25 protein-coding genes are annotated in these 24,556 nt (G+C 64.2%); 16 read left to right on the forward strand and 9 right to left on the reverse strand.

What is annotated here, in order from left to right; all coding sequences use genetic code 11:
* Positions 1-14 precede the first annotated feature (14 nt).
* Both pstA and pstB read left to right on the forward strand, forming a co-directional pair.
* On the forward strand, positions 15-1,181 hold the full coding sequence (gene pstA, locus NKF27_RS07495) for a phosphate ABC transporter permease PstA (protein ID WP_108132632.1): 1,167 nt from the start codon (positions 15-17) through the stop codon (positions 1,179-1,181).
* 63 nt (positions 1,182-1,244) lie between these two features.
* Positions 1,245-2,054, forward strand: a complete 810-nt coding sequence (gene pstB / locus NKF27_RS07500; RefSeq protein WP_045993272.1) for a phosphate ABC transporter ATP-binding protein PstB — start codon at positions 1,245-1,247, stop codon at positions 2,052-2,054.
* 175 nt (positions 2,055-2,229) lie between these two features.
* Here pstB and NKF27_RS07505 read toward each other — a convergent pair whose 3' ends face one another.
* On the reverse strand, positions 2,230-3,420 hold the full coding sequence (locus tag NKF27_RS07505; protein ID WP_253555937.1) for a nitrate/nitrite transporter: 1,191 nt from the start codon (positions 3,418-3,420) through the stop codon (positions 2,230-2,232).
* A 291-nt stretch (positions 3,421-3,711) separates the two neighbouring features.
* A complete protein-coding gene (locus tag NKF27_RS07510) occupies positions 3,712-4,896 on the reverse strand; it encodes an acetyl-CoA C-acyltransferase (protein ID WP_108447653.1) in 1,185 nt (394 codons plus the stop codon).
* Positions 4,897-5,127: 231 nt separating this feature from the next.
* Here NKF27_RS07510 and NKF27_RS07515 point away from each other — a divergent pair, with 231 nt between their 5' ends.
* From NKF27_RS07515 to NKF27_RS07555, 9 genes are all read left to right on the forward strand, one after another.
* On the forward strand, positions 5,128-5,694 hold the full coding sequence (locus NKF27_RS07515) for a TetR/AcrR family transcriptional regulator (protein WP_045993235.1): 567 nt from the start codon (positions 5,128-5,130) through the stop codon (positions 5,692-5,694).
* 374 nt (positions 5,695-6,068) lie between these two features.
* Positions 6,069-7,721, forward strand: coding sequence for an AMP-binding protein (locus NKF27_RS07520; RefSeq protein ID WP_253555939.1), 1,653 nt, complete (start codon positions 6,069-6,071; stop codon positions 7,719-7,721).
* A gap of 106 nt (positions 7,722-7,827) precedes the next feature.
* Complete coding sequence (locus NKF27_RS07525) at positions 7,828-8,589, forward strand: SDR family NAD(P)-dependent oxidoreductase (protein ID WP_253555944.1); 762 nt, start codon at positions 7,828-7,830, stop codon at positions 8,587-8,589.
* A gap of 121 nt (positions 8,590-8,710) precedes the next feature.
* On the forward strand, positions 8,711-10,522 hold the full coding sequence (locus tag NKF27_RS07530) for an acyl-CoA dehydrogenase C-terminal domain-containing protein (RefSeq protein WP_253555945.1): 1,812 nt from the start codon (positions 8,711-8,713) through the stop codon (positions 10,520-10,522).
* A gap of 258 nt (positions 10,523-10,780) precedes the next feature.
* Positions 10,781-12,850 carry a biofilm regulation protein phosphatase SiaA gene (gene siaA / locus NKF27_RS07535; RefSeq protein ID WP_253555946.1) on the forward strand — a complete coding sequence of 690 codons (2,070 nt, stop codon included), beginning with the start codon at positions 10,781-10,783 and terminating at the stop codon, positions 12,848-12,850.
* Positions 12,838-13,368: a biofilm regulation protein kinase SiaB gene (gene siaB, locus NKF27_RS07540; protein ID WP_253555947.1), complete on the forward strand. Its 531-nt coding sequence runs from the start codon at positions 12,838-12,840 to the stop codon at positions 13,366-13,368. Before siaA ends, siaB begins: the two co-directional genes overlap by 13 nt.
* 15 nt (positions 13,369-13,383) lie before the next feature.
* Complete coding sequence (gene siaC / locus NKF27_RS07545) at positions 13,384-13,776, forward strand: biofilm regulation phosphoprotein SiaC (RefSeq protein ID WP_286985216.1); 393 nt, start codon at positions 13,384-13,386, stop codon at positions 13,774-13,776.
* Positions 13,773-14,558: a diguanylate cyclase gene (locus NKF27_RS07550; RefSeq protein ID WP_253555948.1), complete on the forward strand. Its 786-nt coding sequence runs from the start codon at positions 13,773-13,775 to the stop codon at positions 14,556-14,558. Before siaC ends, NKF27_RS07550 begins: the two co-directional genes overlap by 4 nt.
* Positions 14,559-14,643: 85 nt before the next feature.
* Positions 14,644-15,183 carry a GNAT family N-acetyltransferase gene (locus tag NKF27_RS07555; RefSeq protein WP_253555949.1) on the forward strand — a complete coding sequence of 180 codons (540 nt, stop codon included), beginning with the start codon at positions 14,644-14,646 and terminating at the stop codon, positions 15,181-15,183.
* An 11-nt stretch (positions 15,184-15,194) separates the two neighbouring features.
* Here the strand turns inward: NKF27_RS07555 and NKF27_RS07560 are convergent, their stop codons facing one another.
* The gene (locus NKF27_RS07560; RefSeq protein WP_253555950.1) at positions 15,195-16,100 is read right to left on the reverse strand and encodes a cation diffusion facilitator family transporter; all 906 of its coding nucleotides are present in this window, start codon (positions 16,098-16,100) and stop codon (positions 15,195-15,197) included.
* 110 nt (positions 16,101-16,210) lie between these two features.
* Here NKF27_RS07560 and NKF27_RS07565 point away from each other — a divergent pair, with 110 nt between their 5' ends.
* Positions 16,211-16,561: a hypothetical protein gene (locus NKF27_RS07565; protein ID WP_253555951.1), complete on the forward strand. Its 351-nt coding sequence runs from the start codon at positions 16,211-16,213 to the stop codon at positions 16,559-16,561.
* A gap of 50 nt (positions 16,562-16,611) precedes the next feature.
* Here NKF27_RS07565 and NKF27_RS07570 read toward each other — a convergent pair whose 3' ends face one another.
* The gene (locus tag NKF27_RS07570) at positions 16,612-16,929 is read right to left on the reverse strand and encodes a helix-turn-helix domain-containing protein (RefSeq protein WP_108132644.1); all 318 of its coding nucleotides are present in this window, start codon (positions 16,927-16,929) and stop codon (positions 16,612-16,614) included.
* A gap of 223 nt (positions 16,930-17,152) precedes the next feature.
* Between NKF27_RS07570 and NKF27_RS07575 the strand changes: the two genes are divergently transcribed.
* The 4 genes from NKF27_RS07575 (at position 17,153) to NKF27_RS07590 (ending at position 20,471) form a co-directional block, all read left to right on the forward strand.
* Complete coding sequence (locus NKF27_RS07575; protein ID WP_108447658.1) at positions 17,153-17,698, forward strand: iron transporter; 546 nt, start codon at positions 17,153-17,155, stop codon at positions 17,696-17,698.
* Between the two features lie 12 nt (positions 17,699-17,710).
* On the forward strand, positions 17,711-18,109 hold the full coding sequence (locus NKF27_RS07580) for a cupredoxin domain-containing protein (protein WP_231498632.1): 399 nt from the start codon (positions 17,711-17,713) through the stop codon (positions 18,107-18,109).
* Complete coding sequence (locus NKF27_RS07585; protein ID WP_253555953.1) at positions 18,106-18,948, forward strand: FTR1 family protein; 843 nt, start codon at positions 18,106-18,108, stop codon at positions 18,946-18,948. The genes NKF27_RS07580 and NKF27_RS07585 overlap by 4 nt, the downstream gene beginning before the upstream one ends.
* A gap of 107 nt (positions 18,949-19,055) precedes the next feature.
* Positions 19,056-20,471, forward strand: coding sequence for a 4Fe-4S binding protein (locus NKF27_RS07590; protein WP_253555955.1), 1,416 nt, complete (start codon positions 19,056-19,058; stop codon positions 20,469-20,471).
* 391 nt (positions 20,472-20,862) lie between these two features.
* On the opposite strand, the gene bioA is transcribed toward NKF27_RS07590, so the two are convergent.
* From bioA to ptsN, 5 genes are all read right to left on the reverse strand, one after another.
* On the reverse strand, positions 20,863-22,137 hold the full coding sequence (gene bioA, locus NKF27_RS07595; protein ID WP_253555957.1) for an adenosylmethionine--8-amino-7-oxononanoate transaminase: 1,275 nt from the start codon (positions 22,135-22,137) through the stop codon (positions 20,863-20,865).
* Positions 22,138-22,287: 150 nt separating this feature from the next.
* Positions 22,288-22,812, reverse strand: coding sequence for a hypothetical protein (locus NKF27_RS07600; protein WP_253555958.1), 525 nt, complete (start codon positions 22,810-22,812; stop codon positions 22,288-22,290).
* Positions 22,813-22,863: 51 nt separating this feature from the next.
* Positions 22,864-23,133 (reverse strand): HPr family phosphocarrier protein, encoded by a 270-nt coding sequence (locus NKF27_RS07605; protein ID WP_045993249.1) that lies wholly within the window; start codon positions 23,131-23,133, stop codon positions 22,864-22,866.
* A gap of 2 nt (positions 23,134-23,135) precedes the next feature.
* Positions 23,136-24,017 carry an RNase adapter RapZ gene (gene rapZ, locus NKF27_RS07610; RefSeq protein WP_045993250.1) on the reverse strand — a complete coding sequence of 294 codons (882 nt, stop codon included), beginning with the start codon at positions 24,015-24,017 and terminating at the stop codon, positions 23,136-23,138.
* A gap of 53 nt (positions 24,018-24,070) precedes the next feature.
* The gene (ptsN, locus tag NKF27_RS07615; protein ID WP_045993251.1) at positions 24,071-24,556 is read right to left on the reverse strand and encodes a PTS IIA-like nitrogen regulatory protein PtsN; all 486 of its coding nucleotides are present in this window, start codon (positions 24,554-24,556) and stop codon (positions 24,071-24,073) included.

The raw sequence follows: 24,556 nt of genomic DNA on the forward strand, positions 1-24,556 counted from the left end.
TGGAGCCAAAGCCAATGAGACAATCCTTCGATGACATCAGCGCTCAGCTCCGCGCTCGCCACCGCAGGTCGGCCCGACTGAAGTGGGCGTCCATGGGAGCGCTCGGTCTTGCCGGCCTGTTCCTGGTGCTGTTCTTTGCCGACATGCTGGTCAAGGGGCTGCCGGCCTTCCAGCAGGCCCAGATCCAGGTCGAGGTGGACTACTCCGAGCAGGCCAGCCAGATCCCCCTGGCGGCGGTTCAGGAAGACGTCCGCCCGCTGGTCAGTCGCGGCTATCTGCGCCTGATTCCGGGTCGCATGGAAGACAACCCGGACCTGCTCGGCACCTCCCGCATGGAGTGGGTGCTGGCCGACGGCCAGGTGGACCAGTACTTGAAGGGCCACCACGCCAAGCTCAGCAACAAGGAAATGGCGGTGGTCGATCGGCTGAAAGAGGATGGGCGGGCCGAGCTGCGTTTCAACTCGACCTTCTTCTCCAGCGGTGACTCCAAGATGCCCGAGCTCGCTGGTATCGCTTCGGCGGCCATGGGCACCGTGCTGACCCTGCTGGTGACCCTGGCGGTAGCCTTTCCCATCGGCGTGATGACGGCGGTCTACCTGGAGGAGTTCGCGCCGGACAACCGCTTTACCCAGTTGATCGAGATCAACATCAACAACCTGGCGGCGATTCCCTCGATCCTGTTCGGTCTGCTGGGCCTGGCGATCTTCATCAACTTCTTTGGTGTGCCGCGCTCTTCCCCGGTGGTCGGTGGCCTGACCCTGGCGCTGATGACCCTGCCGGTGATCATCATCGCCACCCGGACCGCGCTTCGCAGCGTGCCGGACTCCATCCGTCATGCCGCCTTCGGCGTCGGCTGCTCACGCTGGCAGATGGTGCGCGATCACGTCCTGCCGGTGGCGCTGCCGGGTATCATGACCGGTTCGATCATCGGCCTGGCTCAGGCCATGGGCGAGACCGCTCCGTTGATCATCGTCGGCATGGTGGCCTTCATCCCCGATGTGACCAACTCCTTTACCGAGGCGGCCACCGTGCTGCCGGCACAGATATTCACCTGGGCGGGCGAGCCTGACCGGGCCTTCATCGAGAAGACGTCGGGCGGCATTCTGGTGCTGCTGTCGATCCTTATCACGCTCAACGCCACCGCGGTGGTGCTGCGCAAGAAATTCGAGCGGCGCTGGTAAACCGGCCCCCAAACAGGATACGTTGCCATGAACATGAAAGTTGCCCAGCGCGGAGAAAGCGTGATGAAGCAGGACCAGCCCGGCCAGCCGGTCACTCGCAACGAGGATGCCAACCACGAGTTGAGCATTCGAGTGAACGACCTGAATCTGTGGTACGGAGACTTCCACGCGCTGAAGTCGATCGACATGGATCTGTACCAGAAGAACGTGACCGCCTTGATCGGCCCGTCCGGTTGCGGCAAGTCGACCTTCCTGCGTTGCCTGAATCGCATGAACGATCTGATCCCGAGCGTACGCGTCAAGGGCCTGATCGAGATGGACGGCCGCGACGTCTACGAGCCCAAGATGGACGAGGTCGCGCTGCGGCGTCGGGTCGGCATGGTGTTCCAGAAGCCGAACCCCTTCCCCAAGTCGATCTACGACAACATCGTCTATGCCCCGAAGATGCATGACCTGGTCAGCCGCAAGGCCGATCAGGACGAGCTGGTCGAGCGCGCCCTGCGTGATGCCGGCCTGTGGGAAGAGGTCAAGGACAAGCTGCACCAGCCCGGCACCTCGCTGTCCGGTGGCCAGCAGCAGCGTCTGTGCATCGCCCGTGCCATCGCGGTCCAGCCGGACGTGATCCTGATGGATGAGCCGACCTCGGCGCTGGACCCGATCTCCACCGCCACCATCGAAGACCTGATGGACAAGCTCAAGCAGCAGTACACCATCATCACCGTGACGCACAATATGCAGCAGGCGGCTCGTGTCGCCGACTACACGGCGTTCTTCCACCTGGGAGAGGTCATCGAGTACAACGACACCAAGACCATGTTCTCGACCCCGCATACCAAGAAGGCCGAGGACTACATCACCGGTCGTTACGGCTAGGCCGAGAGGCGTGCGTGGTAGCGTTCACCGCGGTAGCAAAGGGAGGCCTTCGGGCCTCCCTTTTTACTATCTGTGAACCGGGGCCAGTAGCCGTGGTGGTCCGCTCTGGTGTCAGGATTGGTGTCAGGGTCAGGGTCAGGGTCAGGTGCAGGGGACTGGTGTCAGGGGGCTGGTGTCAGGAACTGGCAGGCTGGCGGCGGACGTAGGCGGCGACACCACGCATCGACCACAGTCCCAGCACCGGTCCGGGCAACAGTAGCCACAGCACGCTCAGTTCGTGCTCCTGCCACAGGCTGGCACCGAGCCAGATGCCGGGCAGGGTAAGGGTGAAGCCGATGGCGTTCATCACCGCCAGGGTCGCGCCGATGTGTGCCCTGGGGGCGGTGGCCGAGGCCAGTGACGAGAACTGGGCCGAGTCGGCGATGACGCTGAAGCCCCAGAGGTACAGCAGGGCCAGCAGCAGCAGGGGGCTGGCCTGACCAAGCCAGGGGTAGATCAGGCACAGGGCGCCGGAGGTGGCGAGCGCCAGGTTGGCGGCGCTGGCGCTGCCGTGGCGTCGGCTGAGGGCGCCGGCCAGGATGCAGCCCAGTGCCCCCACGGCGATGACCGAAAAGCTCAGCCAGGGCGCCCAGTCGGCTGGCGCCTGAAGGCGCGTGACCTCACGGTCGACCAGGAAGGGCACCAGCAGCCAGAAGGCGTAGAGTTCCCAGCAGTGGCCGAAGTAGCCGCCGGCGACGCTGAGAAAGTGGCGATCACGAAAGGCGGCAAGACCATCCTTCAGCCTGGCGCGAGACGCGTTTGCTGGCAGGTGCGGGCCGTCGCCCAATAGCGCCACGGCGATACCGCCGGCCACCGCCAGGGCCGAGGACAGGATCAGGGTCCAGGCCCAGGGGAGGTCCAGGGTGGCGCCGCGCAGCAGATGGGGCATGGCCGTGCCGAGTGTCAGCATGCCCACCAGCCAGGCTAGTGCGGCCCCGGTGTGACGCGGGGTCCAGCCGATCACCAGCTTCATGCCCAACGGGTAAATGCCGGCCAGGCAGAGCCCGGTGGCGAAGCGCAGCAGCAGGGCGAGGGCGTGGTGCTCGGCAACCGTGATAAAGGCGAGATTGACCAGAGCGCCTGCCAGGCTTGCGCTTAGAAAGATGCGACTGGCACGGTAGCGATCGGCGAGTCCGCTGGCGGCGATCGTCAGGGTGCCGACGATAAAGCCGAGTTGCACTGCCAGCGTCAGGTGACCGATTTCGGCCTCGCGAATGCCGAGGTCGCTTCCCAGCGAGGCGGCAACGCCGTTGATGCTGAACCACAGCGATGTACCGCACCACTGAGCCAGCACGATCAGCGGCAGGGCCAGACGAGAGCGCTCCATGCGTGAGTCCTGTTGTGGATCCAGACCTGAGGTCAAAAAAAATGGCCGGGAGCGCCTGTGAGCGCCCCCGGCCATGCTGACCGCTTATCGGCGTGGAAGGCAAGCATCGCGCCTGCCTTTCAGACTACGACGTTGGCTAACCAGGTCTCGACGTCAGTCGATCAGCTCTCGGCCTCAGTCGATCAGTTCCACCGCCACGGCGGTGGCTTCACCGCCGCCGATGCACAGGCTGGTCCGGTGAAAGGCGCGTTTGCCGCTCGGTTCGTGTTTTGGGCCGACCTGTTCTTGGTCTCAGTCGATCAGTTCCACCGCCACGGCGGTGGCTTCACCGCCGCCGATGCACAGGCTGGCGATCCCTCGTTTTCCGCCCTTGGTGCGCAGGGCGTGGATCAGGGTGGCGATGATCCGCGAGCCAGTGGAGCCGACGGGGTGACCCTGGGCGCAGGCGCCGCCGAAGACGTTGACCTTGTCGTGGGGCAGTCCCAGATCGTCCATGGCCATCAGGGTGACCACGGCGAAGGCCTCGTTGATCTCGAACAGATCCACATCGTCCACCGACCAGTCGAGTTTCTTCATCAGTGACTCGATGGCGCCCACCGGGGCAATGGTGAACTCGCTGGGATGACGCGAGTGGGTGCTGTGGCCAAGCATGCGGGCCAGCGGGGTGGCGCCGAGGCGATCCGCCGCTGCCCGGGTGGACAGGATCAGGGCAGAGGCGCCATCGGAGATGGAGCTGGCGTTGGCCGCCGTGATGGTACCGTCCTTGGCAAAGGCCGGCCTCAGGGTGCGAATCTTGTCCAGGCGAGCCTGGAAGGGTTGCTCGTCATGCTCGACCAGGGTGTCGCCCTGACGGCTGGAGACCGTGACGGGGGCCATTTCGGCGGCCAGGTGGCCGGCCTCGGTGGCCTGCATCGCCCGCTCCAGTGAAGCGATGGCGAAGTCGTCCATGCGCTCGCGTTCGTAGCCGCGCTCACTGGCGACCTCCTGGGCGAAGCCACCCATCAGCTTGCCGGTCTCGGCGTCCTCCAGGCCATCGAGGAACATATGGTCCTTGAGCTCGCCATGGCCCAGGCGGTAGCCGCCACGGGCCTTGGTCAACACATGGGGGGCGTTGGACATGGACTCCATGCCGCCGGCCAGCATGACCTCGGCGGTGCCGGCCTTGATCAGGTCGTGGGCCAGCATGGTGGCCTTCATGCCCGAGCCACAGAGCTTGTTGATGGTGGTGGCGCCGCGGTGGTCGGGAATGCCGGCCTGGCGCATGGCCTGACGGGCCGGCCCCTGCTTGACCCCGGCCGGCAGCACGCAGCCGAAGATCCCTTCTTCGATGGCGTCTGCCGGAATCCTGGCGCGCTCGATGGCGGCACGAATGGCGCAGGCGGCCAGTTCGGGGGCGGTCTGACTGGACAGGGAGCCCAGCATGCCGCCCATGGGGGTGCGGGCAGCGGCAAGAAAGACGATATCGGACTGACTCATGGCGTGACTCCTGAAACTCTTGCATGTCGATTCTGCGATCGAGCGGCAAGGTGTTGTGTTTGTGTGGGCCGTGGACACGGCGCTGTGATGTCAGTGTGGTTCAGTCCCCGGGGTTTCGCTCGCGACGCGAATCGCGTACGACAAGGTCAGCAAACGACGTTGACCCCGAGGGTGGGCTATGCTTTTCTCAACGAAACCAAGCAAGCGCTAGTGTAACTGTCGATGAATGTAATGAATGACTCGCCCCGTCGCAAGGAGCTGACCCGGCTCGCCGCTCAGCTGTTTGTCCAGGAAGGCTTCGATCGCACCACCGTGCGCATGCTGGCACAGGAAATGGGGATCAAGTCAGGAAGCCTCTTTCACCACTTTCGTGACAAGCAGGAGATTCTTGCTGCGGTCATCGAAGAGGGCACCCAGAACGCCTTGACGCTGGCTCGAGCCGCGCTCAAGGACAGTGCGCCCGACCCCTTGTCCAGGCTGCATGCCATGGCGCGGGCCCATCTGGATACGCTGTTGACCGACCGCAACGCCCACGTGGTTGCGCTGTATGAGTGGCGGCGCCTCGACGATGGCGCTCGGGACCACCTGACCCACCTGCGTGACGCTTACGAGGCGCTGTGGAACGAGGTGCTGGATGACGCCATCGCAGCGGATCTGGTCACCGGCGATCGTGCCCTGGTTTCGCGCTTTGTGCTGGGCGCCCTGAACTGGACGGTGCGCTGGTACGACCCGGACGGACCGCGTGACCCCGAACAGCTGGCCCACGAACTGGTCGTGATGATCACCCGCCGTCCTTGATCTGCCGAGGGCAGAGTAGCGGGCCGCCCCCTGTGATGGACAGCTGGGGCGCACCGTGTGCTTGGTAGTCGGTTCTGCTCGTCTTTTCTCTTTTCTCTTTTGCTCCTGTTCTCCTTTTCCCATTCCCGCGTTGTCGTTGCCTCGATGAGGTTCATTCTTTCGCCGAGTGCGCGGGCACGTCCGTCGTGCTCGGTCGGTGCGGTACTTCGAGGTATTCCTAGACGATGGTCTAGCGCACTCTTGCTTGTGTCATGACGTTGAAGCCTCTAGCTTCAACCCTAGCGCTTGCTAGGTTGACGCTTACGTCAACGGAATATTGCTGCCGGGGTCACCCTGGAGAGCTTCATCAACAATCACAACGCAAGAGGCCCGTCATGAGCCACGTCACGCCCGTCGATGCCGAGAGCTATCGCGAGACCTTCGACATCCAGCAGGTGATCGATCGTCTGGACGACCACCAGGATGGATATCTCAACGCCTATCATGCCTGCTGTGGTCGACATCTAGGGCAGGGCAGAGGCGACGTCCTGGCGCTGGTGCATGAGGACACCGCCGGTCAGGTGAGCCGGTTGACCTATCGTGAGCTCGACCAGCAAAGCGCGCGTCTGGCGGGCTGGATGGCGGCTCGGGGGCTGGGTGTCGGTGACCGTATCGCCTGCATGCTGCCGCGTTCGCCGCAACTGCTGGTCGCCGTGGTGGCGACCTGGCGTCTGGGTGCGGTGTACCAGCCGCTGTTTACCGCCTTCGGGCCGGATGCGGTGGACTACCGCCTGGGACGTGCCGACACCCGCCTGGTCATCACCGACGCGGCCAATCGTCACAAGTTCGATGGCCTGGAAAGCTGTCCGCCGGTACTCGCGCTGGGAGGCGCCAGCGAGGCGCACCCGGAGGACCTCTCCTGGGACGAGGCCTTGGCCAGCGAAGCGCTCCAGGATTCGCCGCCGCGGCTGTCGCCGGATGCCCCCTTTCTGCAGATGTTTACCTCCGGCACCGTCGGCAAGCCCAAGGGGGTGGCGGTGCCGCTGTCGGCCATGCCGGCCTTTGCGCTGTACATGGAGCTGGCCGTCGACCTGCGCCCCGAAGATCGCTTCTGGAACATGGCCGATCCAGGCTGGGCCTATGGCCTCTACTACGCCATCGCCGGGCCGCTGCTGCTGGGCATCACCACCCACTTCTGCGAGGCGGGGTTCAGCGCCGAGGGAGCGCTTGCCTTCATGCAGCGCCATGACATCACCAATTTTGCTGCGGCGCCCACCGCCTATCGACTGATGAAGGCCTCGGGTCTGTTCGACAATGCCCATGAGACGCTGTCGCTGCGCGCGGCGAGTTCAGCGGGCGAGCCGCTCAATACAGAAGTGGTGAGCTGGGTGGAGTCGGCGCTGGGCTGTCCGGTGATGGATCACTACGGCCAGACCGAGACCGGTATGACCTGCAACAACCACCACCGGCTCGAGCACCCGAAGCACATCGGCGGCATGGGCGTACCCATGCCCGGCTACCGCCTGGTGATCCTCGATGCCGAGTACCAGGAGTTGCCCCCCGGTGAGCCCGGCGTGCTGGCGGTGGATATCGAGCGCTCGCCGGCGCATTTCTTCCCGGGCTATACCTGGCAGGAGAAGCATCCCTTCGCCGAGGGTTACTACCTGACCGGAGACGTGGTGGTGCGCAACGAGGACGGCAGCTTCCAGTTCGCCGGGCGCGACGACGACATCATCACCACCGCCGGCTATCGGGTCGGCCCCACCGACGTGGAAAACTCGGTACTGACCCACCCCGCGGTGGCCGAATCCGCGGCAGTGGGGCAGCCGGACGAGATCCGCGGCGAGATCATCAAATCCTATGTGGTGCTGCGTGACGGCTTCGAGGCCAGCGATGCCCTGGCCGATGAAATTCGTCAGCAGGTGCGAGAGCGCCTGTCGACCCACGCCTTCCCTCGGGTGATCGAGTTTGTCGATGAGTTGCCGAAGACCCCGAGCGGCAAGATTCAGCGCTTCAAGCTGCGAGCCGATGCCGCCGAAAAGGCCTGAGCGAGCCGTCGGTATGGTGTCGGGCCAGGCATCCAGATAGACGTTTTTACCTTACGCCCCGAGCGAGTGCTCGGGGCTTGTTGCATGATTGATCAGGAGAATTCGCATGCGTATCGAGAACGCGACCTTTGTCATCACCGGTGCCGGCTCCGGCCTTGGCTCCGCCTGTGCTGAACGCCTGGTGGCCGCCGGTGGTCGAGTCGTGCTGTGCGACTTGAGCGAGGGCGTGCAGGACCAGGCCAGTCGCCTGGGCGACGCTGCCATCGCGGTGCAGGGCGATGTCACCTCGGCGGATGACATCCAGGCGGTGGTCGACGCTGCCCAGGCCCACGGTGACGGCCTTGCCGGAGTGATCCACTGCGCCGGTGTGGTTAGTGTGGCCAAGCTGGTGGATCGCCACGGCAACCCGGCCGACCTCGACGCCTATGCACGCACCGTGCAGATCAACCTGGTCGGGACCTTCAACGTCATGCGCCTGGCGGCGGCGGCCATGAGCCAGAACCCGCCGGGAGACGACGGTGAGCGTGGTGTCATCATCAATACCGCCTCGGTCGCCGCCTTCGATGGCCAGGTGGGGCAGTGCGCCTACAGCGCCTCCAAGGCGGGGGTGGTAGGCATGAGCCTGCCGGCCGCCAGGGAACTGTCGCGTCACGGCATCCGGGTGATGGCGATCGCGCCGGGCGTGTTCGAGACGCCGATGATGGCGGACATCCCCGAGGATGCCGTCGCCGCGCTGTCCCAGTCGGTGCCTTTCCCCAAGCGGCTGGGCAAGCCCGATGAATTTGCCCGTCTGGCGGAGCAGATCATCACCAACAGCATGCTCAATGGCGAAGTCATTCGCCTGGATGGCGGTATTCGCATGCAGTGAATCCTGCCCTGAAACGAACGCTTGACTTAGAGGGCGGTCGTCGCTACTTTCAAACACATGTTTGAAAGTGCGTCCTGGCGAGGTCCATCGCAGGCGCAGCCACCGAATCCAGGAGTGCCCCATGCCCGACTATCAGGCCCCGCTGCGCGACATGCGCTTCGTGATGGACGAACTGTTCGACTACCCGAGCCATTATGCTCGTCTTCCTGCGGGGGATGATGTCTCGCCCGACGTGGTGGCGGCGATCCTCGAGGAGGGCGCGCGCTTCGCCCGCGAGGTGCTGCTGCCCCTCAACCAGAGCGGCGATCGCGAGGGCTGTCGTCTCGAAGGTGGCGAGGTCAAGGCGCCGAGCGGTTTTCGCGAGGCCTATCGCCAGTATGTGGAGGGTGGCTGGCCGAGCCTTGCCGCAGAGCCCGAGCACGGCGGCCAGGGCCTGCCGCCGTCACTGTCGATGCTGCTGTCGGAGATGATCTGCGGGTCGAACCTGGCCTGGGGCATGTATCCGGGTCTGTCCCACGGGGCGGCAGACGCGCTGCGTCACCACGGCACCGAAGAGCAGCAGCGCGTCTACCTGACCAAGCTCGTTGAGGGGAGCTGGACCGGCACCATGTGCCTGACGGAGCCCCACTGCGGTACCGACCTCGGGCTGATCAAGACCCGCGCGCTGCCCCAGGATGACGGCAGCTATAGCATCAGCGGGACCAAGATCTTCATCTCCGCCGGTGAGCATGATCTGGCCGACAACATCCTTCACCTGGTGCTCGCCAAGCTGCCGGATGCACCCGAGGGATCCAAGGGCATCTCGCTGTTTCTGGTGCCGAAATTTATGCCTGACGGCCAGGGCGAAGCGGGGGAGCGCAACGGCGTGGTGTGCGGCTCTCTCGAACACAAGATGGGCATCCACGGTAACGCTACCTGCGTGATGAACTTCGACGGCGCCACCGGATACCTGATCGGTGCGCCGAACAAGGGTCTGGCGTGCATGTTCACCATGATGAACGCCGCGCGTATCGGGGTCGGTATCCAGGGCCTGGGGCTCGCCGAGGCGAGCTTCCAGAACGCCCTCACCTACGCCCGGGATCGACTGCAGATGCGCGCGCTGTCGGGCCCCAAGGCACCCGAAAAAGCCGCGGACCCGATCATCGTCCATCCGGACGTGCGGCGCATGCTGCTGACCCAGAAGGCCATCGCCGAAGGCGGCCGGATGCTGGTGCTGTATACCGCTCAGTTGGTGGACGTGGTCGAGCAGTGTTCGGCCGGCGAGGAGCGCGAGCGGGCCGAGACCCTGCTGGGCCTGTTGACCCCTGTCGTCAAGGCGTTCCTGACCGAGCTTGGTTTCGAGGCCACCAATGAAGGGGTACAGGTGTTCGGCGGCCACGGCTTTATCCAGGAATGGGGCATGGAGCAGATGGTGCGTGATGCACGCATCACACGGCTGTACGAAGGCACCACTGGAATCCAGGCGCTGGACCTGCTGGGACGCAAGGTGCTGATGAACCAGGGCGAGAGCCTGAAGGCCTTCACAAAGGAGATCCACAAGTTCTGCCAGGCCAACGCCGACGACGAGGCCATGGCGCCCTTTGTTGGCCCGCTGGCCAAGCTCAACAGTCAATGGGGCGAGCTGACCATGGGCATCGGCATGAAGGCCATGAGCGATCGTGAAGAAGTGGGGGCAGCCTCGGTGGACTACCTGATGTACTCGGGCTACGTGACCCTGGCCTATCTGTTCGCCCGGTCGGTCAAGTGCGCCCGGGAAGCGCTGGCGGACTCGCCCAGCGACGCCAGCTTCTACCAGGCCAAGATCCACACCGCGCGCTTCTACTTCGAACGGCTGTTGCCGCGCACCCGTACCCACGCCGCCCAGATGCAGGCAGGGGCCGAGGGCCTGATGGCGATGGACGCGGCCAGTTTCGGCCTTGGTTTCGAGGTATAGACGGGACTGCCTGTCGACACGATGTTTTGCTGAGCTCTCTCGATCGGGTGACTGATCGTTGATGGGCGGCGAGCCTGGCTCGCCGCCCTTTTTTTATCGTGGCGAAGCGAGTCCGGGGGGCGTCTGTCAGAGCAGAAGACTGAGACACTTCATTAGCCGCCATACGGGTTTCATGGCATGATGCGTCGATACGCATATTCTTATAGTGAAGGTGATGCAAGACTCTCTCCACCTGTCGATTCTCGCCAAGGAGGCATCATGAGCCGCCACCTGGGATTGGGGGTCAAGTCGTTACTTATCCCGTTGTTGTCCTTTCTGGTCGCACTGGTGCCGGTGCTGTGGATCGGCAGCCACGCGCTTCAGGACGTCGAGCGCCACTTCGGACAACGCTTCGCCGAGCAGTACAGCCAGCTGCATACCCAGCGCATGCTGACGCCGCTGTCCACCGAACTGGCCCTGGCCAGGCGCTTCGGCGATCTGACGGTCACCCGCGAGTGGCTCTCGGATATCGACAACGAGGAACTCAAGGCCCGTTTCTTCGCCGAGTCCGAGGGATTTCGCCAGCAGTTCGACGGTGACGACTACTTTGTGGTGCATCACGACAGTCGCCAGTTCTACTTCAACGACGGCAAGATGAGTCCGAGTCGTGCCCCCCGCAACCAGCTGTCACGCAGTGACAGTGAAGACAGCTGGTACTTCCGCATGATGGACAGTGGGGCGCCTACCCGGGTTCAGGTCGCCTATAGTCCGGCGCTGGACATCACCCGGGTGTGGATCAATGTTCGCGTCGACGGCGAGAACGGGCCCCTTGGCATGGTCGGTGGCGGCCTCAATTTCAACCGCCTTCTGGCCAGCAGCTTCGACGATCAACCGTTGGGTGTTGCTTCCTTCCTGCTTGGCCGCGAGGGTCGGGTGCTGGCGATGGCAGAGGACGGAGAGCTCCAGGCGACCGACTTGAGCCAGGTCGATGAAGGCGGCGGCGTGCTTGATGCGGCGGTCGAGGATCCCGAGGCCCTCGCCGAGATGCTGGCATCGGCCCGAGAGAGCGGCGGAGAGGTAGAGACCCGCACCCTCGAGTGGTCCGGTGAGGAGCGAGTGGTGGCGGTCAGCTACATGCCGGAGCTCGACTGGTGGCTGGTGTCGGCGGTCGATCCCTACGCCGCCACCTTGCTGGAAAAGCGTTGGTTGTGGCCGCTGATGTTTGCCCTGGTGGCCAGTCTCGGGGTGGTGCTGCTGGTGGTAGTGATCGCCCTGCGGCGGCTGATCGTCAACCCAATGCGTCGCCTCAGTCAATCCGCCCAGGCGCTGGCCCAGGGCCGTTATGACACCAGGCTCGACAGTGACCGCGGTGACGAGATCGGCGATCTGTCACGCGATTTCCAGCGCATGGCCGATCAGGTTCAGGCCCATACCGAGGAGCTCGAGGAACGCATCCGTCAGCGCACCATGGATCTCACCCTGGCCAATCGGCAGATGAGCGAGGCCAAGCGTCAGATCGATGATTCCCTCGACTGCGCTCGGGTATTGCAGCAGGCGATCCTGCCCAGCCGCGACATGCAACGCTGCGCCGGGCTAAGGCACGGCGTGCTGTGGAGTCCCAAGGATACGGTCGGCGGCGACATCTTCGTGTTTCGGGACTTCGGTCATGACCGCGGCTATCTGCTGGGGGTCATCGACTGCGCGGGACACGGCGTGCCCGGCGCCCTGATGACCATGCTCGCTCGTGCGGCCTTCGACAACTCGGTCAACCAGGTGGGGCCCGAGAAACCGGCGGGTATCCTCGAGGAGATGGACCGGCGCATTCGCCGCACGCTCGAGGCCGACAGCGAGGCTCACGGCGTGACGCCGCACATGGATGCGGGGCTGGTGTGGGTCGGCGCCGGCCAGCAGCAATTGACCTTCTCCGGCGCCAAGCTGGATCTCTATGCCACCGATGGCCAGCGCCTGGAGGTACTGGCCGGTGGCCGACGCGCCCTGGCGTTCAAGCGTCGTGGGGAGTTCACCAATCAAACGTTGGCACTGGTGCCTGGCTGGTCCTGTACGCTGTGCAGTGACGGCTTCCTGGATCAGGCGGGCGGCGAGCACGGGTTTGGCTTTGGCAGGCGGCGTTTCGAGGCCATGCTGCTGGAGCACGCCGGGCTCGATCCCAGGGCACAGGTTGCGGCCTTCCTGGATTCGCTGGAGCGATTCCAGGGTGAGGCGCACCAGCGTGACGATATCACCCTGCTGTGCTTCCAGCCGGCGGTCGAGGACGAGCAGGATGGCACCGCGTCCGCGACGTCCAATATTCACCACGGTCACGATGAGGAAGTTCCATGGACCTCTTGACGCTGCGCGACCAATTCGAGAAACAGCGCGTGCTGCTAAGCTTCAATGGCCCGATTTCCCATAGCCTGATCGAAGAGATCGGCAAGGCCATTCGCAACTATCTCAACAGCGAATCTGCGGCACCATCGGCGGCGATGGACGTGTTCTCGACCTACATCGAAATGACCCAGAACATCAGCCATTACGCCACCGCCATGGGCTATGACGAACAGCGGGCCACCGCCACCGTTGCGGTGGCGCGGGGCGAGCAGGGGCACTATCTGGTGTCGGCGGGCAACGTGGTCGAGCATGCCGATGGCCAGCGTCTGATGGCGGCCGTCGAGGAACTCGGTGAGATGGACGCGGTCGAGCTCAAGCGATGCTACAAGCAGCAACTCAGAAAGCCGCGGGAAGACGGCTCCCGGGGAGCAGGGCTGGGGTTGATCGACATGGCGCGCAAGTCCTGCCAGCCGCTTCAGTCGAACCTGACGCCGCTCTCCGATCAACAGAGCTTTTTCTGCATCACCGCCACTATCTGACGGAAAGTCGAGAAAATGATTAACGACATTGCGATTGACGGGACCCAGTCGACCCCTGACATTCGTTCTGACTGGGACGCCGGAACGCTGACCATGCGCGGCGACTCCTATCCCGAAAACACCTTCGAGCTCTACAGTGGCGTGCTGAACTGGGTAGATAACTACCTGCGAGACGGCGAGAGCCCCCTCGAAGTGTGCCTGGAACTGGTCTACCTCAACACCAGCTCGGTCAAGGCGATGATGGACATCTTCGACCTGATGGAGGAGGCTCACCTGGAAGGCAAGGCCTGCAGCGTGGATTGGCGCTACGATGTCAGAAATGAACGCATCGCCGAGCTGGCCGAGGAGTTCAAGGAAGACTGCAGTTTTCCGTTTGCGATCACCCCCGTCGAGGACACCAGTTCATGACCGAAAGGGATCGTCAGCTGCTGCGGGACATCGAGGCGCTGCTGGCCTCGTCCGAGCATCAGGACAATCCACTGAAGGCACCGCTCGAAGCGCTCTACCGGCGGCATACCGAGCAGCTTGAGCGGCTGGAGCGCATGGCTTCCATTTCCGATGGCTTTCAGCGCAACGTCAAGAGCGACCTGTCCACCGCCGAACGCCGGCTGGAGCGACAGCAGCGTCGCCAGCACAAGCTGTCACGCATCGCCGATGGTTATCAGGAGCTATTGTTCGAGCGCAAGCAGACGCTGGAAAGCGAGGTCATGCTCGATCCATTGACCAAGATCCCCAATCGTCGTGGCCTGCACACCGAGCTGCGTCGACTGATGGCCGCCTCCAGCCGACAGCAACGCCCTTTTACCCTGGCGATGGTGGACATCGACCACTTCAAGCGCTTCAACGACGAGCATGGGTATGATGTCGGCGATCAGGCGCTGCTGGTAGTGGCCAAGGTCCTCGACGACACCCTGCGTGGTGGCGATATCGTCGGCCGCTGGGGGGGAGAAGAGTTTCTGATTGCCTTGCCCGGCGCTTCGCTGTGGGCGGCTGAGCCCCTGTTCGAGCGGCTCCAGGCCAAGTTGCGTACCACCCAGGTGGTGAGCGACGACTCCCTGTCGCTGACCGTCAGCATCGGCGCGGCGGAGCACCGTCATGACGAGACCTACGAGCAGACCATGAATCGCGCCGACCAGGCGTTGTATCAGGCCAAGCGCAATGGGCGAGATCGCTGGGAGGCCGCCGAGTGACGGGCGTTCTGACTCAGCATCAGATGGTGTGTCGGCGTTGGAGGTTGCGCGAGTCCGGAACTGGCAGGCAGGAGGTGCCGGCAGCATGCTGAGGGTGTCCGAGCGGCTGTGGCTTGCGTCGATCGGCAAGGAACACTGTGACGCTCTGTGGCACGCCATCGACGCCAGCCGGGAGTCGTTGAGGCCCTGGCTGCCGTGGGTCGATGCGACCCGCGAGCAGGGAGATTGCGAGGTCTTCGTCACCGCTGCCATGGCCGAGCGGCGTCTCGGCACCGCTCGACACTTTGTCTTGCTCGAGGACGACGAGCTGATCGGCGTCGTCGGCTTCAACCGCATCGTCGAACGTCACCGCTGGGCGTCGCTGGGCTATTGGCTGCGCAGCGACTTCCAGGGTGGGGGCCGGATGACGCAGTCCGTGGCAACCCTGGTGGAATGGGGTTTCGACGAACTCGAGCTTCATCGACTCGAGATTCGTTGTGCCGAGGGCAATAGCCGTAGTCGCGCTATCCCCGAGCGACTCGGCTTTCGCCAGGAAGGCGTGCTGCGCGAGTGCGAATGGGTCGGCGGACGGGCGCTGTCCCATGTGGTCTATTCGCGTCTTGCCGGTGACCCCGCGCCGGGCTGACGGCCTCGCCTTCAGGCCCAGCGTTCCTCGGCGGTAAAGGCGACGGTAAACCAGCGGCGCTCGGGGGGAATGCTCAGTCGTGAGGATATCTCCTCGCGGATCTCGTCCATCTCTACCATGCCGCGTCCGGCAGCGAAGTTCGGCGCGGTGACGATATGGATCTCGATAAAGTGGCCCCGGCCACTCTTGGCCACATGACTGTAGTAGTGGCTGAGACCCTCTCTTTGCATGATCTCCTTCATCGCCGCGTGTACCTCACGATCGATGGCGCTGGGTGCCATCAGCAGGATGTCCTTGGCGGCTCGCCGAATGATGTTGATGGGCACTGGCATGAACACCAGGGTCAGCACCACCAGCAGCGCCGAATCGACATAGGGCGTCCAGTGGTCGAGCGCGGTACCTTCCAGCAGCAGGGCGATCACGAAGGCCACCAGCAGCGCGCCGGTGATTAGCGCCGCCATCAGCCAGTTCTTCTGATCGATTCGCAGAAACTCGGAGTTGGCCCTGCGATTGATCTTCTTGAGATACACCGCCATGGCGCTGCAGATTACCAGCACCACGGCGGCGTAGAGGGTGGCCGCGCCGAAGGCGAGGGCGTGGCCGCCGCCCAGCAATTCCCGCAGCGCGTTGAGAAAGGCGTAGAAGCACAAGAGCAGCAGAATGCCACCGTTGAGCGCCGCCACCATCGGCTCGAAGTGCCAGAAGCCATGCTGGAAGCGTGAGGTCGCCTCGCGCACGACCAGCCGCGATACCGCCAGCGCAAGCCCCGACATGGCGGCGTCAATGGTGGAAAAGACGCCATCGAAGAGGATCGACTGGGAGCCGGCCAGCAGGCCGAAACTGACCCCGAGCAGGGCGACGCCCAGGGTGGTGATGATCGAGAGCGACAGGGCCCGTTGTTCGAGTCGTGAATCCATGATCCGATGCAGTGTCGAGGAAAGCTCGACTATAGGGGCTGGCGTCGTTTGGCACCAGCCGGGGCGTTCGCGTCGGCTATCACAGGGCGTGGATCAACAGGGAGAACACCATGAGCAACAATCTCTACGCCAGGGCAGAGTGTGGCTGCGGCGCCATTGCGCTGCTGGTCGCCGGTGAACCCGAGGCCGTCGATCCTCGCCTGAGGCTGGCCTGGTGGCCGGAGACAGCGCTCCAGTTGACGCAAGGGGCGGACTGGCTCGAGCTCACGGATGAACGGCGCGGAGAGCATCGCTTGCTGGTGGAGAGTTGCCGCCGCTGTGGTGACCGGCTCATGGTCTCACGGGACGGCTGGGTCGAGACGACGCTTGAATGGGTGGAGAGGCTGGGGCTGGAGGTATCGACGCTCCGTGCCAGTGATGCACTTCGAGAGAGCTTCGGGCATGCACGCCCCGCTGACTGAGCCGTCGTGATCTCCACCCATGGGCGCTCGCTGCCTGCGCGGTGAAGGGATCAAGGGTGCGCGTTGGCGAGGGAGGGGTAGCCCAGCAACTGCCCCAGGCGCTCGGCGTGAAGCGACAGCCAGTCGGGATCGATCGGCCCCCAGTCCTCGATGCGATAGTGGCCGATATTGTGAGGCTTGCCTGGCTGATGCTCGAAGCGGCAGCGGATGTCCAGTTCCTCGAGGGCGGCGAGGGTGTCCTGAGCGGTACGTCTCGGCATGCCGGTGGCGGTGGTGATGGCCGGCACGCTATCGATGCCGGTGGCCACCAGATGGGCCAGGTAGAGGCGTCGATAGAAGCTGGTGCGGGTCTTGCTGAGGCTGGTCATGGGCTTTCGCTATCTCGTCAGGGGCCTTAGGTACCGATGGTGCAGCGTCACGCAAAAGCGCGGCCAGTGCAACAGAGGTTCGAGACTTTGATGCACGTCACAGGCGTGCCTGCCGGCACAGGCTAGAGTGTGGCGACACCGGGCGGCGCTTCATGAACTTTTTCATGGAAATGATTCTTGAAGCGCGAACGGTTCTCGCCATTTTCTATCCCGAGGTTCTCGCATGTCTGCATCGCCGATCTTTGACCGCTCCGCCCTGGCCGCCCTGGCCACCACCCTCTGTCTTGGTGTCTTTTCCAGCAGTGCCTCGGCGCTGGAGTATCCGATCGGCGAGCCCGAACTGGTCAACGGCATGGAAGTCGCCGCGGTCTACCTGCAGCCGGTGGTCATGGAGCCTGCCGGTGAGCTGGCCGCTGCCGAGGCCGATATTCATCTCGAGGCGGATATTCACGCCCTCGAGGACAACGACAACGGTTTTCCTCCTGGCGCCTGGATTCCTTTTCTGCACATTGACTATCGGTTGCAGAAGGAAGGCAGCGACAGTGTGATCGAAGGTAGCCTGATGCCGATGATCGCCAGCGACGGCACCCACTATGGTGTCAATGTGGCGCTCGAGGGCATGGGGCGCTATCACCTGAGCTTCCACATCGAAGCGCCGCACCTGATGCGTCACATCGACAAGGAAACCGGCGTGGCACCCTGGTATGCGCCCTTCGACGTCGAGTACGACTTTGTCTACGCCGGCGTGGGCAAGAAGGGCGGCTACTGAGAGGAGGCGGTCATGTTGCTGCTACGTCGTTCCCGTCTCTCGGGCGCGCTGATCACGGCGCCGTTGGTCGCGCTGTCGCTGATGACACTGTGCGCCACCTCTGGTCAGGCAGAGGCCGGAGCGCTGCCTACCTACCGGTTGACCCTTGTTGACGGCAGGCTTGATCCCGTCGAACTTGAGGTCGTCGCCGGGCAGCGGTTCAAGATCGAACTGCATAATGCCGGAAGTACGCCGGTGGAATTCGAGAGTCGCCGGCTTCGCCAGGAAAAGGTGATGGGCCCCGGCGTTCACTCCTTCGTCGTGGTCCACCCGCTGAAGCCGGGGCGCTACGACTACTTCGACGAGTTTCACCTGCCCGATGCCCAGGGCGTGATTATCGCTCGGGAAGCCTCCGAGGAGGCTCACCCATGAACGAAGCGGCCTTTATCGTGGTCCTGCGCGAGAGCCTGGAGGCCATCCTGGTGGTCGGCCTTGTCTACGCCTGGCTCGCCCGAGAGGGGCGTCGCGATGCCTTGAATTGGCTGTGGGGCGGTGTCGCGGCGGGTATCGCCCTGGCGGTGGTGCTGGGTGCTGTGCTGATGGGAGTAGGGCGCTGGTTGACCGGTGACGCCCAGACCCTGTTTCAGACCGCCATGTCGGCGCTGGCCGCCGCGTTGATCGTGCAGATGGTGGCGTGGATGCGCCGTCGCGGCGCCTCCTTCAAACGTTCCATGGAGTGTGACGCCATGCTGTGTCTGTCGCGCTCACGGCTGTGGGGCATCGCTACCCTGGTGGCCCTGGCGGTGGCTCGGGAAGGCGCCGAGACCCTGGTGTTTCTGTACGGTCTGGGTCTGGCCCAGTGGCGAGGCGGACAACTGACCTCCTTCGCCCTGGCCGCAGGTCTTGGCTTTGTCACGGCGGCTGCCTGCTTCGTGATGCTGCAGTGGTTCTCGCGACGACTGGCCTGGCGCGGGTTCTTCCGGGCCAGCGAGATCCTGCTGCTGCTGGTGGCGGCGGGCCTGTGGGTGGCGGCGCTCGAGCGGCTGATGAATCTGGGCTGGTTGCCGGTCGGGATCGATCCGCTGTGGGACACCAGTGTCTGGCTGGATGACGGCCAGGGAGTCGGCGGACTGCTGGCCAGTATCGCCGGTTACCGTGCCTGGCCTTCCTCGACGCTGGTGCTCGGCTACGTGTGTTATTGGGGGCTCGTCTACTGGTGGGTGGGCGGGCAGCGCCCGTCCCACAACGTCGTCGAGGGAGCGGTGTCGTGAACGAGGCGGCGGCAGTGCCGGCAACAGGGACGGCAACAGTGACGCCAGCAGTGATGCCAGAAGCCAGCGATCGCCGCTGCGGGTCTGGCAAGGACACTCGGCCAACCGTGGCTGAGAATCGGCATCCAGGCGCCCGCAAGACCCGACGCTGGGCGCGTCTGGGAGCCTGGCTGAAGCATCATCGGCGCTGGATTCTGACACTGCAGTGGGCCGTGGTGGCGTTCTACGCCGTGCTGCTGCTGGTGCCACCCTTGTTGCCCCTGCCGAACCATGAGGCACGCATCCTCGATCACCTCACGGTGTTCGCCGAGTTCGTGTTCTGGGGTATCTGGTGGCCCTTTGTCATGGTCAGCATGGTGGTGGCGGGGCGGCTATGGTGCGGGATGATGTGTCCGGAGGGTGCCATCACGGAAGCCGCCAGCCGTGTCGGCATGGGCCGGGCGATACCGCGCTGGATGCGTTGGGGTGGCTGGCCGTTCGTGGGCTTCGCCATGACCACGATCTATGGGCAGCTGGTCAGCGTCTACCAGTATCCCAAGGCCGCGCTGCTGGTGCTGGGGGGCTCGACCCTGGCGGCGGCCGTGATCGGTCTGGTCTACGGCAAGGGCAAGCGCGTCTGGTGTCGCCATCTGTGTCCGGTCAGCGGCGTCTTTGCGCTGTTGGCCAAGCTGGCGCCGTTGCACTACCGCGCCGACCCCGAGGTGTGGACCGAACACGGACGGCGCCAGCGCCGGCGTGAGGTGTCAAGAAGCCGGGCTCCGGACTGCCCGGTGCTGATCCCGCTGAAGCAGCTGGACAGCGCCAGTGACTGCCATCTGTGTTCGCGTTGTTCAGGCTACAAGGATGCTATCCATCTCGAGCTCAGGGCGCCCGGCATCGAGGTGGTGTCGCCACCGCCTCAGCGACCCGCGACCCTGTGGGAGTTCGTGCTGGTGGTATTCGGCCTGCTGGGCATCGCGGTGGGGGCATTCCACTGGTCGGCGAGCCCCTGGTTTGTGGCCGCCAAGCAGCAGGCGGCCGTCTGGCTCTATCAGCGCGGTTGGGGATGGCCGCTGGAAACCAGCGCACCCTGGTGGCTGCTGACCCACTATCCCGAACACAACGACGTCTTCACCCTGCTCGATGGAGCCCTGCTGCTGGGCTATATCGGCGTGACTACCCTGGTGCTGGGGGGGCTTGTCTCGCTGTCGCTGTCGCTGACCAACCGTCTGCTTGGCCGCTGGCGCTGGCAGCGTCTGTGGCACCTGTCCTACGCCCTGATACCCCTGGCCGCGGTCGGCGTCTTCCTGGGCCTGTCGATGACCACCCTGACCCTGCTGCGAGGCGATGGCCTGCTGATCCACTGGGCCAATGACGCCAGGGCGCTGTTGCTGGGGCTTGGCGTACTGGCAAGCGCGGGGCTTGGATGGGGCATCCTCGGACGCTACGCCGGTGGCCCGCGTCGACTATTGGCCATGCTGCCCATGCTCGCCGCCCAGGCGCCGGTGATCGGCGCCTGGTGGCTGCTGTTCTGGGGCTGGTAGAGCGTGGTAGCGCCTGGTAGAGAGCCAGCCAGCGCCGACCCTGACTATGCAGAAAGAAACGGCGCTTTCATTGCGGTGATGACCTGGCGCATCTTGTCATCCGAGGTGATATAGGCCGGCGGGCTGGTAGAGAGCCAGCCAGCGCCGACCCAGCCCACTCATTATGCGTTTGCGGTGAAAGGGGCCTTCATGGCCTTGATGATCTGGTGCATTTCGTCATCCAAGGTGATATAGGCAGGCGGGCTGGTAGAGAGCCAGCCAGCGCCGACCCTGACTATGCAGAAAGAAACGGCGCTTTCATTGCGGTGATGATCTGGCGCATCTCGTCATCCGAGGTGATATAGGCCGGCGGGCTGGTAGAGAGCTAGTCAGCGCCGACCCTGCCCACTAATTATGCGTTTGCTGTGAAAGGCGCTTTCATTGCGGTGATGATCTGGCGCATTTCCTCATCCGAGGTGATGTAGGCCGGCATGGTGTAAAGCCATCTGCCGAAGGATCTCAGCCACACGCCCTGTTCACGGGCGATGGAGGCGGCGCCTTTCAGCGCTTTACTGTCGTGCACCTCGATCACGCCGGTGGCGCCGAGCACACGGATGTCGGCCACCGCAGGGTGGGCGCGCAGGTCACTGTCGCCGGCGAGTTCCTGCACAAGGATGGCGTTAAGCCGAGCGATACGGCCCAGATAGTCGTCCTCCTCGAAGACCCTGAGGCTTTCCAGTGCCACGCGACAGGCCAGCGGATTGCCCATGAAGGTCGGGCCGTGCATAAAGGCGTGAAGCTCGCTGTCGCCGATAAAGGTGTCATGGACACGGTCGCTGGCCAGGGTCGCCGCGTGGCCAAGGTAGCCGCCGGTCAGCCCCTTGGACAGCACCATGATGTCCGGACTGACACCGGCATGGTCGGCGGCGAACATGCGCCCGGTGCGGCCAAAGCCGGTGGCCACTTCGTCGAACACCAACAGCACGTCGAACTCGTCGCACAAGGCGCGAGCACCTTTCAGATAGTCCGGTGAGGTCATGTTGAGGCCACCGGCGGCCTGCAGCAGGGGCTCCATCAACAGCGCGGCGATCTCGTGGTGGTGGGCTTCCAGCACCCCACGCAAGGCGTCGAGGTCGGCGGCGACCTGCTCCGGCGTGGCCGCATAGGGGGCCGTCGGCGCCGGGGCGAAATGGTGCTTCGGAAGAAACCCGGAAAACAGCGAATGCATGCCCTCTTCGGGGTCACACACCGCCATGCAGCCGGCGGTATCACCGTGGTAGGCCTTCATCAATGACAGCATGCGGTGCTTGTTGGGGCGGCCGCGCAGATGGTGGTACTGCACCGCCATCTTCATCGCCACCTCCATGCCCACCGAGCCGCTGTCGGAGAAGAACACGTGGTTGAGGCCCTCTGGCGTGACGCGAACCAGTTCCCGGGCGAGCTGGTCGGCGGGATCGTGGGTTAGTCCTCCAAGCATCACGTGACACAGCGTGGCAGCCTGCTCCTGAATCGCCTTGACCAGCCGTGGATGTCCGTAGCCGTGGATCATGCACCACCAGGAGCAGGTCGCGTCGAGCAATGATTCGCCGCTGTCCAGGGTAAAGCGGGTGCCCTGGCCGCCGACTACCCGGGGGGCAGGGGCCTGGGTCTTGAGATGGGCGTAGGGATGCCACACCGGAGAGGTCATGTCGGCTCCTGAAGGACGCTTGGTGGTAAACTGAGTGACGAGTTAAAAGTTTACCACTGCTGCTGCTACCGTCGCCAACGCCAGCGCTCGTACCCGGAAAACCGGGGTAGCGCGGGGCAGGCGAGGGCACAAGGAGGAGCGGTGCTTTCCTCAGGGATGCTGGGCGTCGACACGTTCGAGAAAGCGCTCGAACAGGAACGCCTCGTCGTTTTTCAGCGAGCGACTCAGGCAGTCGATGAACTCTCGGCGCGGATAGGTGAAGACCCGCGGCGCCTTGTAGGCATCCAGATCGATGGCGATCACCTCTCCGTCGACGACCAGGAAGTTCTCGGTGTGCAGGCCACGACAGTGGATACGGTCACGGTACAAGGCTTCGAGAATGTCCAGGTAGCGGTTCTGCAGTTCCGGAGAGTCGAGGACCAGCTGTTTGAGCGCGATGCCGTGCACGTTGGCGGTGACCAGACGATAGCGCTCTGCCGACAGGATTTTCGGTGTGGCGATACCCAGTCGCTCCAGTCGGCCGGCGACATAGCGAAAATTGTGGCCGGGGTAGCGCCGGATGCCCAGGCGGTAGCGCCAGCGATCGCTGGTCTTGGGCGTGAAGGTCTTGATGAAGGCGTCCTGGTCCGGCTCGTAGTGGACCTCGGTGTACTTGCCGGTCTGGATCAGTTGCATGGCGTCCTTGGCAGGCAGGGGGTGGCGGTCAAAACAAGGAGAGGGAAGACGTCAGGCGTCTTCGTCGAAGCGTGCGTCGAACAGTGCCTCCAGAGCGTCCAGCACCGCGTCCGCGTCCTTGCCTTCGGCCTCCAGGGTCAGCTCCGTACCGCAGGGGGCGGCCAGCATCAGCAGCGACATGATGTTGGCGGCGTCACCCGAGCGGCTGCCATGGTGGACGGTGACGGTGGCGTCAAAGGGTTGGCAGCAGGTGACCAGGCGTGTCGCGGCGCGTGCATGCAGGCCACGACGATTGGTCAGGGTCAGGGTGCGTCGGGCCACGCCTAGAGTCCTCCGCTGTCCAGTCGGCGTTGCTGGCCGAGTTCGCGGTGGCGTAGACGGACGCGGGGATGCTGGTCGGCCAGGGCCGAGGCGATTCCCTCGGCCAGGTAGACCGAACGATGCTGTCCTCCGGTGCAGCCCACCGCCACGGTGAGGTAGCTGCGCTGGCTTTGCTGATAGCGCGGTAGCCAGGTGCGCACCCAGGCGAGAATGTCGCGCTTCATGTCGGCGACGTCCTGATAGCGTTCGAGGAAGTCGATGACGCTGGGATCGCAGCCATTGGCATCACGCAGCGATGGTTCCCAGTAGGGGTTGGGCAGACAGCGGGCATCGAACACGATGTCTGCATCCGGCGGCACGCCTCGCTTGAAGCCGAAGGACTCCACGGTCAGGCTCAACTGGCCGCTGCGGTGATCGGCGACCTGTTCGGCGATGCGCGAACGCAGTTCGTGCACCGACAGGCGAGAGCTGTCGATGACCAGATCGGCCAGGTCTCGAATACCCGAAAGGGCCTTCTGTTCGGACTCGATGGCCTCCGCCAGGGTCATGTCGCTATCACGGGTCAGGGGGTGACGGCGCCGCGTGTGGGAATAACGCTCGAGCAGAATTCGCGCATCACTGGTCAGGTAGACCACCTGGCAGTCGATCGGACTCTGCTTGAGGGACGCCAGCTGGGCGGGGAAGCGTTCCAGCGCCTCAGGCAGGTTGCGGGCGTCGACGCTGACGGCGATACGGCGGGAATGACCGTTTTCCAGCTCGTCCACCAGGGCGCCCAGCAAGGTCGCGGGAAGGTTGTCGATGGCGTAGAACCCCAGGTCCTCCAGGGCCTGAAGGGCCACGGACTTTCCCGAGCCGGAGCGACCACTGATGATCACGAGCTGCATGTCCTGTCTCCTTGGGCAGGCGTCCATTGCTGATGGCCTAGGCAAGGCCGCGATCAGGAGGGAGTGTCGTCCCCTGGCGCCTGCTGGCGGATGGCTTCCTGCAGGCGCTCGTGAAGCTCGCGCTGGGAGCTGGCGTGGCGCAGACGGTGACGTGTGTCGGCGTCGTTCATGACGCCGGCGACCTGGCCGAGCAGGGCGAGATGGGCGTCGTCGGCCTCTTCCGGTACCAGCAGCACGAACACCAGATCGACGGGCTCACCATCGATGGCATCGAAGTCGACAGGTTCCGCGAGTTTGAGGAAGCCGGAGATGGGCGCCTTGCAGTGGGGGTTGCGGGCATGCGGAATGGCGACGCCATTGCCGATGCCGGTACTGCCCAGGCGCTCACGTCCGATCAGCCGACTGAAGACCTCCTGGCTGTCTAGGCTCGGGGTGTTCTGCGCAATGAAGGTGCTGAAAAACTCCAGCACCCTCTTCTTGCTGCCTCCCGGGACATCGAACAATGTGCGCTCGGGAGGGAGAATGGCTTCCAATGTCAT

This window comes from Halomonas sp. DN3 (genome assembly GCF_024137905.1).
GTDB classification, from domain to species: domain Bacteria; phylum Pseudomonadota; class Gammaproteobacteria; order Pseudomonadales; family Halomonadaceae; genus Halomonas; species Halomonas litopenaei.

What these genes read in the sequence shown, in the direction of transcription:
- bioA (WP_253555957.1), bottom strand. Translation starts at nt 22,137, where the DNA reads ATGACCTCTCCGGTGTGGCATCCCTACGCCCATCTCAAGACCCAGGCC.
- ptsN (WP_045993251.1), bottom strand. Translation starts at nt 24,556, where the DNA reads ATGACATTGGAAGCCATTCTCCCTCCCGAGCGCACATTGTTCGATGTC.
- NKF27_RS07550 (WP_253555948.1), top strand. Translation starts at nt 13,773, where the DNA reads ATGACCGAAAGGGATCGTCAGCTGCTGCGGGACATCGAGGCGCTGCTG.
- NKF27_RS07570 (WP_108132644.1), bottom strand. Translation starts at nt 16,929, where the DNA reads ATGACCAGCCTCAGCAAGACCCGCACCAGCTTCTATCGACGCCTCTAC.
- siaA (WP_253555946.1), top strand. Translation starts at nt 10,781, where the DNA reads ATGAGCCGCCACCTGGGATTGGGGGTCAAGTCGTTACTTATCCCGTTG.
- NKF27_RS07510 (WP_108447653.1), bottom strand. Translation starts at nt 4,896, where the DNA reads ATGAGTCAGTCCGATATCGTCTTTCTTGCCGCTGCCCGCACCCCCATG.
- siaB (WP_253555947.1), top strand. Translation starts at nt 12,838, where the DNA reads ATGGACCTCTTGACGCTGCGCGACCAATTCGAGAAACAGCGCGTGCTG.
- NKF27_RS07520 (WP_253555939.1), top strand. Translation starts at nt 6,069, where the DNA reads ATGAGCCACGTCACGCCCGTCGATGCCGAGAGCTATCGCGAGACCTTC.
- NKF27_RS07575 (WP_108447658.1), top strand. Translation starts at nt 17,153, where the DNA reads ATGTCTGCATCGCCGATCTTTGACCGCTCCGCCCTGGCCGCCCTGGCC.
- NKF27_RS07565 (WP_253555951.1), top strand. Translation starts at nt 16,211, where the DNA reads ATGAGCAACAATCTCTACGCCAGGGCAGAGTGTGGCTGCGGCGCCATT.
- rapZ (WP_045993250.1), bottom strand. Translation starts at nt 24,017, where the DNA reads ATGCAGCTCGTGATCATCAGTGGTCGCTCCGGCTCGGGAAAGTCCGTG.
- NKF27_RS07515 (WP_045993235.1), top strand. Translation starts at nt 5,128, where the DNA reads ATGAATGACTCGCCCCGTCGCAAGGAGCTGACCCGGCTCGCCGCTCAG.
- NKF27_RS07525 (WP_253555944.1), top strand. Translation starts at nt 7,828, where the DNA reads ATGCGTATCGAGAACGCGACCTTTGTCATCACCGGTGCCGGCTCCGGC.
- NKF27_RS07600 (WP_253555958.1), bottom strand. Translation starts at nt 22,812, where the DNA reads ATGCAACTGATCCAGACCGGCAAGTACACCGAGGTCCACTACGAGCCG.
- NKF27_RS07555 (WP_253555949.1), top strand. Translation starts at nt 14,644, where the DNA reads ATGCTGAGGGTGTCCGAGCGGCTGTGGCTTGCGTCGATCGGCAAGGAA.
- siaC (WP_286985216.1), top strand. Translation starts at nt 13,384, where the DNA reads ATGATTAACGACATTGCGATTGACGGGACCCAGTCGACCCCTGACATT.
- NKF27_RS07530 (WP_253555945.1), top strand. Translation starts at nt 8,711, where the DNA reads ATGCCCGACTATCAGGCCCCGCTGCGCGACATGCGCTTCGTGATGGAC.
- pstA (WP_108132632.1), top strand. Translation starts at nt 15, where the DNA reads ATGAGACAATCCTTCGATGACATCAGCGCTCAGCTCCGCGCTCGCCAC.
- pstB (WP_045993272.1), top strand. Translation starts at nt 1,245, where the DNA reads ATGAAGCAGGACCAGCCCGGCCAGCCGGTCACTCGCAACGAGGATGCC.
- NKF27_RS07560 (WP_253555950.1), bottom strand. Translation starts at nt 16,100, where the DNA reads ATGGATTCACGACTCGAACAACGGGCCCTGTCGCTCTCGATCATCACC.
- NKF27_RS07505 (WP_253555937.1), bottom strand. Translation starts at nt 3,420, where the DNA reads ATGGAGCGCTCTCGTCTGGCCCTGCCGCTGATCGTGCTGGCTCAGTGG.
- NKF27_RS07580 (WP_231498632.1), top strand. Translation starts at nt 17,711, where the DNA reads ATGTTGCTGCTACGTCGTTCCCGTCTCTCGGGCGCGCTGATCACGGCG.
- NKF27_RS07585 (WP_253555953.1), top strand. Translation starts at nt 18,106, where the DNA reads ATGAACGAAGCGGCCTTTATCGTGGTCCTGCGCGAGAGCCTGGAGGCC.